The 14,161-nt window shown below is 59.3% G+C and carries 9 protein-coding genes; 4 read left to right on the top strand and 5 right to left on the bottom strand.

What is annotated here, in order from left to right; translation table 11 throughout:
* Positions 1 to 23: 23 nt before the first annotated feature.
* Positions 24 to 857: a hypothetical protein gene (locus G5S37_RS12630; protein WP_165204431.1), complete on the bottom strand. Its 834-nt coding sequence runs from the start codon at positions 855 to 857 to the stop codon at positions 24 to 26.
* Between the two features lie 129 nt (positions 858 to 986).
* Here G5S37_RS12630 and cls point away from each other — a divergent pair, with 129 nt between their 5' ends.
* From cls to ptsG, 4 genes are all read left to right on the top strand, one after another.
* Positions 987 to 2,459, top strand: a complete 1,473-nt coding sequence (gene cls / locus G5S37_RS12625; protein WP_165204428.1) for a cardiolipin synthase — start codon at positions 987 to 989, stop codon at positions 2,457 to 2,459.
* 225 nt (positions 2,460 to 2,684) lie between these two features.
* Positions 2,685 to 4,292 (top strand): carbohydrate porin, encoded by a 1,608-nt coding sequence (locus tag G5S37_RS12620; RefSeq protein WP_165204425.1) that lies wholly within the window; start codon positions 2,685 to 2,687, stop codon positions 4,290 to 4,292.
* 32 nt (positions 4,293 to 4,324) lie between these two features.
* A complete protein-coding gene (gene ptsP / locus G5S37_RS12615; protein WP_165204422.1) occupies positions 4,325 to 6,859 on the top strand; it encodes a phosphoenolpyruvate--protein phosphotransferase in 2,535 nt (844 codons plus the stop codon).
* A 12-nt stretch (positions 6,860 to 6,871) separates the two neighbouring features.
* The gene (gene ptsG / locus G5S37_RS12610) at positions 6,872 to 8,668 is read left to right on the top strand and encodes a PTS glucose transporter subunit IIBC (protein ID WP_165204419.1); all 1,797 of its coding nucleotides are present in this window, start codon (positions 6,872 to 6,874) and stop codon (positions 8,666 to 8,668) included.
* A gap of 270 nt (positions 8,669 to 8,938) precedes the next feature.
* On the opposite strand, the gene G5S37_RS12605 is transcribed toward ptsG, so the two are convergent.
* Genes G5S37_RS12605 through pckA form a run of 4 tightly spaced genes read right to left on the bottom strand, consistent with a single transcriptional unit; the run spans position 8,939 to position 14,089 of the window.
* Positions 8,939 to 10,207 carry an ATP-dependent 6-phosphofructokinase gene (locus G5S37_RS12605; protein ID WP_165204416.1) on the bottom strand — a complete coding sequence of 423 codons (1,269 nt, stop codon included), beginning with the start codon at positions 10,205 to 10,207 and terminating at the stop codon, positions 8,939 to 8,941.
* Entirely contained in the window at positions 10,204 to 11,874 is a 1,671-nt protein-coding gene (locus tag G5S37_RS12600) for a putative transporter (protein WP_165204413.1), read from the bottom strand. Before G5S37_RS12600 ends, G5S37_RS12605 begins: the two co-directional genes overlap by 4 nt.
* 37 nt (positions 11,875 to 11,911) lie before the next feature.
* Positions 11,912 to 12,454 carry a GNAT family N-acetyltransferase gene (locus G5S37_RS12595; protein WP_165204410.1) on the bottom strand — a complete coding sequence of 181 codons (543 nt, stop codon included), beginning with the start codon at positions 12,452 to 12,454 and terminating at the stop codon, positions 11,912 to 11,914.
* Between the two features lie 33 nt (positions 12,455 to 12,487).
* Positions 12,488 to 14,089 (bottom strand): phosphoenolpyruvate carboxykinase (ATP), encoded by a 1,602-nt coding sequence (gene pckA / locus G5S37_RS12590; protein WP_165204407.1) that lies wholly within the window; start codon positions 14,087 to 14,089, stop codon positions 12,488 to 12,490.
* Positions 14,090 to 14,161: the final 72 nt, after the last annotated feature.

The raw sequence follows: 14,161 nt of genomic DNA, 5'->3' as shown, positions 1-14,161 counted from the left end.
GCATGAACCCATGCGCAAAAAACTCAATCGCCTGCACGCCGTTTTTCCACCACCTGACGGACTCCCCTACCCTGCACAATGGATTCGATGTAGGTGGCAAGGCTCGACGCCGTGGCCAGGTGTTCCCCCTCCAGCTCCTGCGCATGGGCCAGGTGATTGCGCAGGGATTCGATGCGCTGGGTGAAGCGGTCCGCCTCCCGCCGCGAGGTAAAGCCCAGTACGGCGAGATTCTGCACATCACGCGAGAGGATATCCGCCTTGTCCTTGATCTGCAGGCAGTCCACCAAGCGGCAGGGATTGCCACATCTCGCCCGTTCCGCGCAGAGTACCCGGGCTTTCTCCAACCGCCCGGGTGAAAGGCGATCCGTCCACGTATCGCCGGGATGCAATTCCTCAATGGCCCACGTCATGTTCAGGTCGAAGAGCGTGATGGCGCCGAAGAGCCACATGCGTAGCGGTGCCTTCTGCAAGTCCTGCCGCGTAATCACTCCGGCCACCTCGCCGAGCCAGCGGATAAATACCCGCTCGCCTTTCCCGAAAGCCACCAGCACCACATCGAGTCCCGCATCTTCATCCAGCACCGATTCAGGAGCGAATTCGCGCATGTGTTCGCCGAGGGTCCCACCTGTCAGGTCCTCTTGGTTCACCCACCCTGCCACGAGCCCGGCGTGCCGTACGCCGAGGACCGAGAACTCCCGCGCTCGCATGAGATCCAGCCCCATGCTTGCCGGCTGGTTTTCATCCAAAGACACGATCGGTTCCACAAGGTCCGAGGCGGACAGGCTTTCGGAGAAGGTGTGGCTCAGTCGCGCAACGGACCTCGCATGGCGGATGGATGCATGGACGGGCTCTGACATGGGGACGCAGCAGACTACGGTTTACGTCCTTTTCTGCACCCGCCTTGCCGTAGGACCAAGGGCCTATCGACCGTTCAGTGTGTGAATGATAGAGACACAAAACCAATCCCGAGAAGCACGAAAGTAACCATGGCACGATTTGCATTTCTCACCGCTCCGCTGCGCTGGCTCAAAGAGCATCCCAAGACGCGGCGCACCTTGTTCTTCGGCTTTTGTCATCTCCTGGGATTGCTGACGTCCATCGATGCCGTCCTGAATGTACGTACTGCTCAGGGGGCCATCGGCTGGGCCATTTCCCTGAATACATTCCCCTACGTCGCCGTGCCAGCCTACTGGATCTTCGGGCGCAGCAATTTCGAAGGATACGTAGTGCTGCGAAAGAAGACGGAAGCCGAGCTGTCTGACAAGGAACGAAAGCTCGCCGAGGATCTGCTGGCCATGCGCCCTCACGCAAGCGAGGTGCCTGCCCCGGCGAATCTGCTTGAGAGACTGGCCAAGATGCCAGCGACCCAAGGTAATCACGTCGAGTTGCTCATCGATGGCGAGGCCACCTTCCGCTCCATCTTTGAGAGCATTGCCCAGGCGCGCGAATACGTGCTCGTGCAGTTCTATATCATCCGCGATGATGAGTTGGGCCGTCGCCTGAAGGATGCACTCATCGAGCGCGCAAAAGCCGGCGTCCCCTGCTACCTCGTCTACGATGAAATCGGAAGCCACGGGCTGACCGATTCGTACCTGGCGGACTTGAAGTCGGCAGGCGTGGAGACTCACCCCTTCAATACCCGCAAGGGCGATGACAACCGCTTCCAGCTCAACTTCCGCAACCATCGGAAAGTCGTGGTCGTGGACGGTCATACGGCCTTCGTCGGCGGACACAACGTGGGGGATGAGTATCTTGGCAAGAACCCCGAGATGGGCGCATGGCGGGACACACATGTGAAGGTGCAAGGTCCCGTGGTACAGTGTGTGCAAATCGCGTGGGTGGAGGACTGGAAATGGGCCACCGGCAGCATCCCCAACCTGAACTGGACTCCCAAGCCCGCCCCCGGTGGCGAGAATGGCCTTGCGTTCTGCCTGCCTTCAGGTCCTGCGGATGAGTTTGAAACGTGCACCCTCTTCTTCCTGCATGCCATCCAGGCTGCGAAGAAGCGGGTGTGGATCGCGAGTCCCTACTTTGTGCCGGATGAGCAATTCACCTCCGCACTGCAGCTTGCGGCGCTGCGTGGAGTAGATGTGCGCATCCTGCTCCCTGAGAAGGCGGACAGCAATATGGTGCAACTTTCCAGCTATACCTATCTCCCAAATCTGGAAAAGGCAGGTGTGCAGGTATGGCGATACACCAGCGGCTTCCTGCACGAGAAAGCCATCCTGGTGGATGACTATTGCGGTGTGGGCACGGCGAACTTCGACAACCGCAGCTTCCGGCTGAACTTCGAGATCACCCTGCTCTTCGGCGAACCCTCCGTGGTGAAGGAGGCAGAGGCCATGTTCCTGAATGATTTCGCAAAGAGCACGCGGGCCGCGGCCGCCGATTACACGGAGCGCCCCTGGTGGTTCCGCCTTGCTGCTCGTACCTCGTGGTTGATGGCTCCAATTCAATAGGGAATAGGGCCGGACTAACCCACAACTCGTTGTTGGGACGCGAGTTTATCTGATGCGTAGGACCAAGGTCCTATGGAGTACAAATGCACCCGCTGGGTAGCATTAGTTCGATATCGCGCACCGCTCTTCACTCCCAACTATATGAAGACGAAACTAGTAGGTTTGCTCGGGATTTGTGCTTTTGGAACCAGCCCACTGCCACTACTTGCTGAGGAGAGCGCGGAGATGGCCGCTTTCCGCAAGCAGATTGAAACGCAACTCGCCGAGATGAAGGCGGGCTACGAAGGCAAGATCAAAGACCTTGAGTCGCGCATTGATGACCTGGAGACCGACAACGCACGCCTGAAGAAGAATGGTACGACTGCTTCGAATGCGTCTACCAAGAAGACCGAAGATCAGATGGACGAAATCGAGGAGCGCGTCTCCGATCTGGAAAACCTGGCGACCCACACCGATCCGCAATACCAGGAAATGTCGAGGCGTTCCAAGGCCAACTCTGAGGCCATTGCGCGCATCCAGCAAAGCATCAAAGATGACGCCACGGAGTCGCGCGAAATCTTCCGCAGCGGCTCGGGCACCCCCTTTGATCTCGCGGCCTTCTACAAGATGCCGCAGATCTTTGAATTTCACGGTTACCTCCGGGCAGGCTTTGGCCTGAATGGCGAGGGAGGTGAGATGGAAGCCTTCAAGGCGCCGGGAGCAGGAGCAAAGTACCGCCTGGGCAACGAAGAAGACACGTACGGCGAACTGGAGTTCACCCACAACTGGCTCCGTGAGGATGACCCCATGAAGGCGCCCTATGTGCGCTCCACCATCATGCTCTCCTTCTCCACCGGTCAGAATGACACGTACGACTCTCTCAATGCCCAGAATCTGGGCAACGACATCGCACTCCGGCAGGCATTCGTGGAGGCGGGGAATATCGTACCGGAGGCACCGGACATGCGCTTCTGGGCGGGCCAGCGCTACTACCGCAGGCAGGATATCCACATCAATGACTTCTACTGGCTGGACATGAGCGGCTATGGTGGCGGTGTCCAGGATGTGCCGTTCATTGGCGAGTCCAAGCTGGCCCTGGCATGGCTCGGCGGCAGCTTCGACGATTACCAGACGGATGATGGCAATGCTGCCAAGAGCACGTTCGATTTGCGGGTGTATGACATCCCCGCTCCGCTCGGGAAAATCGGGTTCTGGCTGGCATATGCGAGCTCCAGTGGCGGCGAGGTGCTGAACGTCTTTGACGTCAATGGTGATCGTTTCTCCCTTCAATCCTCCCAGGGCGTCGCCGTGGGCATGAAGCACCGGACCCTGCCGGAAGCATTCCTCGGAGGCTACAATGAGTTCTCCATCCAATATGGCACCGGTGCCGCGTACAACTTTGCCGCCACCATTGACGTCGCCTCTCCGGAAATCGATGACGCCACGCGATTCCGCGTCACCGACCACTTTACCATTGAGCCCAACAGATGGCTCTCGCTGCAGGCTGCTGCCATTTATCAGGACACGGACTACGGCGGCCCAGACTCCAGCGAGAAGTGGGCATCCTTCGGTGTGCGCCCCATCTTCCACATCACAGACACTTTCAGCATCGCCTTGGAAACGGGTGTGGACTTCGTGGATAGCGAGCCACTCGGGGTGAATGACTACCTGTGGAAGATCACCCTCGCTCCCCAAATCAGCCGCGGACGCAAATTTTTCAGCCGCCCTGCCCTGCGCGCCTTCGTCACCTATGCCAAGTGGGGCGAGGAATTCCGGGGCAAGGTGGGCGGCAGTGCCTACCGGAACGAACTTGAAGGTCTTTCCTACGGTGTCCAGCTTGAGTCCTGGTGGTAGAATAAAGGCCAGACAGAGCCCCCACAATTGCCATGTCTGAAACGCTCATCCTCACGGCGCCGCTTTCCGGCGTCATCTATCCGCTCGAGCGCGTGCCGGATCCTGTATTTGCACAGAAGCTCGTGGGCGACGGCCTTTCGATCGATCCCACGGACTCCTGCCTGCGCGCTCCGTGCGCGGGTGAAGTAGTGCATATCCATCCCGCGTCCCACGCGCTCACCATCCGGGCCGATGATGGTGTGGAAATTCTCATGCACATCGGCATCGACACCGTGTCTCTGAAAGGCGTCGGCTTCACGCCGAAGGTCAAGGCGGGAGATCGTGTGGAAGCTGGCACCCCGCTCATTGAATTCGACCTCGATGAAGTGGCCACTCATGCAAAGAGCCTGCTCACGCAGATCATCATTGCCAATGGAGACAAGGTGAGCGGCATGGAACGTGCCTCAGGCTCCGTGAAAGCGGGAGCAGACACATTGCTCAATCTGACGCTCTCCAATGGCCATGCACCCGGCACTGTTCTCGGAGGCGTGGCAGTCACGTCAGATGCCATTCTCATTCCGAACAAGACCGGGCTCCATGCGAGACCAGCCGCGGTGCTGGCGAATGTGGCCAAGAGTTTCCAGAGCGAGATCAAGCTCCAGCTCAACGATCGGACGGCCAATGCCCGCAGCATCACTGCCATCATGGCATTGGAAGCGTCCCACGGAGACAAGGTGGTGCTCGTCGCGAGGGGTGCGGATGCCAAGGAAGCGGTGGCGAAGCTGAGCAAGCTCATCGCGGAAGGCCTGGGCGATGAAGGTTGCTGCCCAGCACCTGCGCCCGCCACCACGACGACGAACAAGCTCTCCGAGCCCCCACCGCAACGCCGCAGCAGCAATCCGAATGAATTGCTGGGTGTTTCCGCTTCACCGGGTCTGGCCGTGGGAACGGTGTTCCAGGTACAGCGCGCAGACATCGCCGTGCAGGAGGAAGGCAGCGGTGTGGAACAGGAGAAGGCGAAGCTTACCGATGCGATTGCAAAGGCCCGCGCGCAGCTCGACGCCCTCCGCGCCCAGCTTCATGCCAAGGCCGATCCGGCCAAGGCCGCCATCTTTGCCGCGCATGCAGAACTGCTCGACGATCCCGACTTCCTCGACATCGCCAACTCCGCCATGGCGAAGGGAAAGAGTGCCGCCTACGCATGGAAGAGTGCAGCGAAGCTGCATGCCGAACGTCTTGCGTCCCTGCGGAATGAACTGCTCGCGCAACGTGCCAATGATGTGCGCGATGTGGGCTGGCGCGTGCTTGAGCTTCTCACGGGAGTGAGCCGCCAGTTGCCCTCCTATCCGGAGAACTCCATCCTCATCGCGGAAGACCTCACACCTTCCGATACAGCCACGATGGAACGCGGGCGTGTGATGGGCTTTGCTACTGTGCGCGGGGGCGCGACATCGCATGTGGCCATCCTCGCTCGTTCATTGGATATCCCGGCCATCGCGGGGATCGAGCCCGCAGCCCTGGAGATTGCCGCAGGAACGCCCGTGATTCTCGATGGCAGCAAGGGTTCTCTGCTGCTCAGTCCGCCGCCGCAAGAGATTGAGCGCATCCGCAAGCGTCAGGTGAAGAATGAAGCTCGACGCAAGGAGGATATCACCCATGCCTTGAAGCCTGCTGTCACCAGCGATGGTCACCGTATCGCCGTGTTCGCCAACATTGGCGGCGTGAAGGATGCCAAGCAGATTGTGGATCTCGGCGGTGAAGGCGTGGGCCTGCTGCGCTCGGAATTCCTTTTCATGGATCGCTCTGCTGCGCCCAGTGAGGATGAGCAGACGGAGAGTTACACATCGGTAATTCGCGCCTTGGGAAAAGACAGGCACGTCATCATCCGCACGCTGGATGTGGGAGGAGACAAGCCCCTTCCCTACCTGCCCATCCCCAAGGAGGACAATCCCTTCCTCGGTGAGCGTGGCATCCGTGTGGGATTGGATCGGCCGGAGGTATTGCGCACCCAGCTTCGGGCCCTGTTGCGCGCTTCCAAGGAGGGCGAACTGCATGTCATGTTCCCCATGATCGCAACCCTGCAGGAACTCCGGGATGCAAAAGCAATGCTCGCAGAAGAATCGAAGGCGCTGGGCATTCCACCCTTTCCTTGCGGCATCATGGTGGAAGTACCTGCCGTGGCCGTCATGGCGAAGACCTTTGCCGAAGAAGCAGACTTCTTCTCCATCGGCACCAATGACCTCACGCAATACACGCTCGCGATGGATCGCGGTCATCCCAAGCTCGCGCCCAAGGTCGATGCGCTGAATCCGGCTGTTTTGCGACTCATTGCACAGACCATCGAAGGCGCGCATGTACACCGGCGACTCACCGGCATCTGCGGTGGCATTGCCGGAGATCCGCATGCCGTGCCCATTCTCGTGGGACTCGGAGTGGACGAACTAAGCGTGAGCATCCCGGCCATTCCCACCGTGAAGGCTCAGATACGCCGTCTCAAGCTCTCTGAATGCAAGGAACTCGCCAGGCGCGCCCTCGACTGCTCCACCGCTGAGGAAGTCCGCGCGCTGGTGCCCGACCTCGAAGATTAAACCCTTACCGCCATGTTCAACATCAACTTTAAAGGCGCGTTCTCGCTGCTGCAAAAGATTGGCAAGTGCATGATGCTGCCGGTCGCCGTGCTGCCCGTCGCGGGCATCCTACTTGGCGTGGGCAGTGCAGACTTCAACTGGCTTCCCCATAGCCTCTCGCTCATCATGGCCAAGTCGGGTGATGCCATCTTCGGCAACCTGCCCTTGCTCTTCGCCATCGGTGTGGCCATCGGGCTCACGGACAATGACGGTGTGGCCGCGCTCGCCGGCACCACGGGATATGTCGTCTTCCTCGCAGCCATGGGAGTGAGTGCCAGTATGCGGGAACTGGAGGTGAAGCCCATCATGGGCATCCCGTCCGTCGATACAGGGGTGTTCGGCGGCATCATTGTCGGGATGATCGCGGCCGCATGTTTCAACCGGTTCTACAAGGTCCAGCTTCCGGCGTATCTGGGCTTTTTTGCAGGGAAGAGATCCGTCCCCATCATCACCTCTTTCGCTGTCATCTTTGTGGGTGTGATTCTAAGCTTCATCTGGCCTCCGATCGGTGACGCCATCAAGAACTTCTCCAACTGGGCGGCTCATGGCCAGCCCGCCCTCGCCTTCACCATCTATGGTGTGGTGGAGCGTGCGCTCATCCCCTTCGGCCTGCACCACGTGTGGAACGTGCCCTTCTTCTTCGAGGCGGGCAGTTTCACAGACCCCGTAACTGGCAATGTAGTGAAGGGAGAAATCGCGCGCTTCATCTCCGGGGATCCCACCGCGGGGAACATGACGGGTGGTTATCTTTTCAAGATGTGGGGTCTTCCCGCAGCAGCCATTGCGATGTGGCGTGCGGCGCGTCCGGAGAACCGGGCCAAGGTGGGCGGCATCATGATGTCAGCCGCACTTACGGCCTTCCTCACGGGCATCACGGAACCTATTGAGTTCGCGTTCCTGTTCGTTGCGCCGGTGCTGTACGGCATCCATGCACTGCTCGCTGGTGTGGCGTATTTCCTGTGCATTGTGCTGGGCATCAAGCATGGCTTCACCTTCTCGCACGGCTTCATCGACTACGTGGTCTTGTTCCCCAAGTCGCATAATGCGTTGTGGCTTTTCGTGCTGGGCCCCATCTGGGCGGTCCTCTACTACACCGTCTTCACCGTCGCGATTCGCAAGTTCAACCTCGCCACGCCAGGTCGCGAAGTGGAGGACGAAGCCGCGAAAGCAGCCAAGTCAACAGGTGGCAGTTTTGCCCTGCAACTCATTCGCGCCTTCGGCGGGCGCAGCAACATCGCCAGTCTCGATGCCTGCATCACCCGGCTACGCGTGAAGCTCAATGACGTGACCAAGGCCAACGTGGAAAAGCTCAAGGCCCTGGGAGCCGCTGGCGTGGTGGTCGTGGGTGATGGCGTGCAGGCTATCTTCGGCACGCAGAGTGAGAATTTGAAGACCGAGATGGAGGAGTACCTGAAGACCGCAGGTCCCGAAGCGGATGAACTCGAAGCCCCGTCTCCCGTGAAAGCTCCTGCCGCTGCGGCCGGAGTGGTCTCAAAGCTGCGGGATCCGGACGCCGCTGGCAAGGCGGCCAAATGGCTCGCGGCACTCGGTGGCGCGGAGAATGTCGAGCGCATTGATGCCTGCGCGGAAACACGCCTGCGCGTGGTGCTGCGTGATGCGTCCCGCGCCAACGAATCTTCGCTCGTGTCTTCGGGTATCGAAGCCGTGATCAAAGTATCCTCCAAGACGCTGCATCTCCTCGCGGGGCTCAACGCGGATCAATACGCGGCGGAGTTGCGTGGTCAGCTGGCGGCGCCGGGCGCGGCTTGAGGAAAGCATTCTGAAGCTGACGCGAAGCGTCCTTGGACTGCGTGCAGCCTGCTGCCGCTTTGAAGAGCCCACAGCCTGCTGTGGCAATGGTGGCACGCGTTCGTAGGGTAACGCCCTCCTGAAGGGTTTGGCGACTTCGTCGCAATGAAGCGTGCAGCAGGCTGCACTTGAGGAAAGCGGCAGCAGGCTGCACGCAGTCCAAGGCCTTCGGCACCCGCTGCGACCTCTCCTGTTCTCTCTCGGGTGTCGAGTGTACGCAAAAACGAACGCTCACTTAAACTCCGCCGGCTGACCCGTCGAAGAAATCACCGCACGCCAAAGTTCCCCCTCCAGGTTCACATGCTTGCTGCTACGGGCGATCACGCTGATGGGCACGTGCACATACTGACCGTGCAGGAAGCTGATTACGAGTCCCGTCTTGCCAGCCATCGCAGCATGCACGGCATGACGCCCCATGCGGTCACACAGCAGGGCATCTTCCGTGTTCGCGGCACAGGCTCGAATCTGGTAACTTGGGTCAAAGTAGCGCATCACCATCTCAACACCTTTGGCCTTGAAGTGCGCGTTGATCTTGTCCCGCAAGTAGACACCGATGTCCTGGAGCTTTGTATTCCCTGAGGCATCTTTCTCTCCTGTCGTTCCGAGCAAATCCTGTCCTGCCCCTTCGGCGACTACGATCACCGCATGGTTCTTCCACGCCAGGCGTCTCTCCAGCGCGGCCAGCAATCCGCCTTCTCCTTCCAGCTTGAAGGGAAGCTCGGGAATCAGGCAGAAGTTCACATCCTGACTGGCCACCGTCGCAGCAGCGGAAATGAATCCTGCGTGTCGTCCCATCAACTTCACCACGGAAACACCATTGTCCACACTCCTCGCCTCCGTGTGGGCACTGTGGATGACGCGCACCGCCGCCTCCACCGCAGTGCCGTAGCCGAAGGTGCGGGAAACAAATTGCACGTCGTTGTCGATAGTCTTGGGAATCCCTACCACACACAAGTCGTGTCCCTGCTTCTGCGCCTCTTCAAATAGGGCATTCCCGCCACGTTGGGTACCATCGCCACCCACGGTAAAGAGCATGTTGACCCCCTGATTGATGAGAAACTTCACCGCTTCACCTATATCGACGGGCCCTCTTGAAGTCCCAAGTATGGTACCCCCATCCTCATGGATGTATTCCACCAAGTCATCTGTGAGTTCGATGGGAGGATTTCCCCGAGCAGGGTCCAATCCGCGATAACCTCCACGGATTCCCAGAACGGACTTCACTCCATAACCCCGCCTTAGCTGACGAGTGACGGAGCGAATCACGTTGTTCAATCCTGGGCACAAGCCACCACAAGTGACGATGGCAGCGCGGGTCTCCTCCGGCTTGAAGTACAGCTTCCGCCGCGGGCCGGCTCGCTCAAAGAAAAGTTGATCATCTGGAGCTCCGTTTGCGGACCACTGCACCACCGAGGGAATGTAGTACTCCTCCCCTCCGATGACGTCGATGGGCGAGGCATGTTGGGGTTCTCCCAATTGGGTGATGGCGATCTTGTTCATGAGCAGAGGGTGATGGCGAGAATTTGTGCCGCAAGGATACGCAACAGTGTGGTGAGTGGGAAGACCGTAGCATAGGCCACGGTGGGAGCATCTGACCCGGCGATGTTTGAGGCAAACGCGAGAGCCGGCGGATCGGTCATGCTGCCGGCCACCAGTCCGCTGAGTTCCACGAAGTTCATCTTCTGAACGACTCGGGCAAAAACAGCCACGAGCACAAGCGGAATGATCGTCACGCAGATGCCGGCCAACAACCACTGAATACCCGTGGAACTGAACACGGTCTCAAAAAACTGCTTTCCGGCACTCAATCCCACGGCGGCGAAGAAGAGCGCAATGCCAAACTCCCGAAAGGCGAGATTGGTATTGATGGGCATGTGCCACACCTGCCGGCGGAAGTGCCCCACCCTCGCCAGGATGAGTGCCACGATCAGCGGCCCACCCGCCAGACCCAGCCGGATGGGATGCGGGATCCCGGGGAAGGCAATGGGCATCGTGCCGAGGATGACTCCCAAGGCAATGCCGATGAAGAATGGGATGAAGTGGGTTTCGTTCAGTTCTTTCAGCGAGTTTCCCACCGCCTCGGAGGCCTTGTCGAGATCCTCACTTCTACCTACGAGCTGCAGCTGGTCTCCGAACTGCAGGCGCAGTCCAGAAACTGCAGACATCTCGATATCCGCGCGTGTGACTCTCGTGATGATCACGTGGAACCGATCATCCAAGTCGAGCTCGCTCACCCGCTTCCCAAGCACGCTCCGTTCCGTGACGACCACCCTCCGAAACGTGACAGCGCTCTTCTCAATCGTGAGGTCCTTGTCAGAGCGCTGTCCGATGACCTTCTCCATGGCATCCAAACCGTTGCGAGGACCGACGACCAGCAACACGTCATCCCGATGGAGCACCGTGGCATCCGTGGCAGGATGGGTTTCCTCGCCATGCTTCACTCTGGAGACAGTCACCCTGGCTTCGATTTTCCCTGGGAGGTCTTTGAGCAACACGCCCTCGAGATTTGGATTCGTCACCACAAAGGTAGCTCGCTCCAGCGGTGCCACCTGGCTGTGCTGCTTCTCGGCGTACTCCTTTGCTTCGCGCGCTGGATCGATGCGGAAGATCTGCTTCAAGAAAAGGAGCGTCCCGATGATGCCCACGATGGCGGTGGGATAGCTCACGGCGTAGGCCAGGGCGGGCAGGGCCATCCTGTCTTCCGTGATGCCGGGGATGGTTCTGATAGTCTGCGTCGCTGCTCCGAGAGAAGGGGTGTTGGTTGATGCGCCTGAGAAAATGCCCAGCACCGCCTCAGGTTGGAATCCCGCGATCCAGCCCGCCAACGCTGCTCCCACCGCGCCGAGGAAGACCACTGATGCCGCGAGCACATTCAGCTTCACCCCCTGCTGACGCAGTGCGGCAAAGAACCCCGGTCCAAGCTGCAGACCGATGGTAAACACGAACAACACCAGACCAAACTCCTTCACAAAGGCGAGCGTGTGGTGATCCACTTCCTTTCCGAAATGACCCACCAGGATGCCCGCGAAAAGCACTCCGGCCGTGCCCAGCTTGATGCCGCGGAACTTCACACTGCCAAACGCCATGCCCAGCACGCAAACCAGCGCCAGCACTCCGATCGAGTGGGCGACGCCTTGTGTTTCGTGAAGTTCCGTAAGCCACGTCATAGAAATCATCAAACTGACGAAAAGGTGCAGGGCGCCGTCATCCCCAACCAATGGGTTCCTGTGTCAGATCAAGCGTGATGTGGACCACGTCATCCTCCTTTTTGGAAGTCATGGGCCAGCAACTGGACGCAAACACACGGCGCATGGCACGGTTCTGTGGCAATACTTCAGCGACAAATCGAGTGATGCCACGCTCCCTGGCGATAAGCCCCAAATGCCAAAGCAGCCGGTGTGCGACGCCCTGCCTGTGATAATCCTCCTCGACGATGAAGGCCACTTCCGCCGCATCCTTGCCGATCCGGCTGTAACTGCCAGTACCGATGATGATCTCCTTCTCCCGTTCCACCAAGGTCACCACAAGCATGACCTGGGAGTCGAAATCCAGCTCACGAATAAGCCGATGCTCTTGCTCGGTGAGGCCCGACTTGGAGGCAAAGAATCGGGACCGGATGGATTCCTCCTCCAGGTTCCCAAAGGCCTCATCCATGCGCGCGCCGTCGTCCGGGTGCAGCGCCCGAATTTCAACGTTCACGCCATTCCGCAAGGTCTCCTGTACGGAGAAGTGTCTGACGTCAATCATGCGAGATACCGACAGGTGCGCTGCGCTCATGCATCAGGAGCGTGGCGCCGCCGCCTTCACCTCATTGGTGACGCCGTCTGCATAGGTGTCAAAGTTCTTGTTGAAGAGTGCAGCAAGCTTCTTGGCCGTCTTGTCATAAGCAGCCTTGTCTGCCCAGGCCTCCCGGGCACGCAGCATCTTCGACGGCACTCCGGGACACTCCGTGACGACATCGAACCCAAATACCGGATCGCGATCCGTCTTCGCCCTGGCCAATTCCCCACTGTGAATAGCATCAATGATAGCGCGAGTGTGCTTCAAGCTGATGCGTTTCCCGACACCGTAGCCTCCCCCACCCCATCCGGTGTTCACCAGCCAGACACGCGCCTTGTGCTTGCGCATCTTCCTGGCAAGCAGCTCGGCATATTTGTTCGGGTGCCACACGAGGAAGGGGCCACCGAAGCATGGTGAGAAGGTTGCCTGCGGCTCGGTGACACCCATTTCCGTGCCGGCCACCTTGGCGGTGTATCCACTGATGAAATGATACATGGCGTGCGCTGGCGAGAGCGCGCTCACCGGAGGCAGCACCCCAAAGGCATCGCACGTGAGGAAGATGACATCCGTGGGATGGCCTGCCACGCAGGGGATCTTCGCATTCTGGATGAACTCAATCGGGTAAGCACCGCGCGTGTTCTGCGTGATGCTGGTGTCCGTGTAGTCCACATCATGTTCCTCATCCAGCACCACATTCTCCAGCACCGCGCCAAAGCGGAGCGCCTGGAAGATATCGGGCTCACTCTCGGGCGTGAGGTTGATGGCCTTTGCGTAGCAACCACCTTCAATGTTGAAAATACCGTCATCGCTCCAGCAGTGCTCGTCATCACCGATAAGGTTGCGCTTTGGGTCGGCAGAGAGCGTCGTCTTTCCTGTGCCGCTGAGGCCAAACAGCAGGGATGACGCACCCGTCTCCTTGTCCGCTGTGGCAGAGCAGTGCATGGAGAGCACCCCACGCTTCGGCGCAAGGTAGTTCACCACGGTGAAGACGCCCTTCTTCATTTCACCCGCGTACTCGGTGCCCAGAATCACCAGCTCCTTATCCTCAAGACAGAGGTCAATACTCGTGGGTGACCCCATGCCCACCGTGAGACGATTCGCAGGAAACGCGCCTGCGTTGTAAATCACAAAATCCGGGGTGCCAAACTTCGCCAGCTCTTCCCTCTCAGGACGGATAAGCATGGTATGCATGAAGAGGGCGTGATAGGGTCGCGAGCAGATGACGCGCACCTTGATGCGATTCTTCGAATCCCAACCTGCGTAGCCATCGAAGCAATACAAACGCTCCCGTGTATTGAGGTAGTCGATGGCACGCTGGTGATTGATGGCAAAAGTCTGGTGATCCATCGGCACGTTCACCGGTCCCCACCAGACATCGTCCTTGGATTCGGGGCTGTGCACCACACGCTTGTCCTTCGGCGAGCGGCCCGTCTTCGCTCCGGAATAGGCCACGAGGGCACCGTTCTCCGCGATGCTCGCGTCCTTCTCATACCGGATGGCGTGCTCATAGAGAGCACTCGGGGACAGATTGCGATGAACCTCAGCGACCGTAAGACCGTACGAAGCGAGGTCAAAGGCTGCGGCGGCAGACTTCTTGCTCATGGGAGATAGTAGAGGGAGCGGTGTTTGATGATGTGAGGTTCATCTCTTTCACGCCATGCTCACGAGGGGTGA

It is taken from the genome of Roseimicrobium sp. ORNL1 (assembly GCF_011044495.1).
Classification (GTDB): Bacteria; Verrucomicrobiota; Verrucomicrobiia; order Verrucomicrobiales; family Verrucomicrobiaceae; genus Roseimicrobium.
The sequence above is the reverse complement of the archived record's forward strand: the minus strand, read 5'-3'. Positions and strand labels throughout refer to the sequence as shown.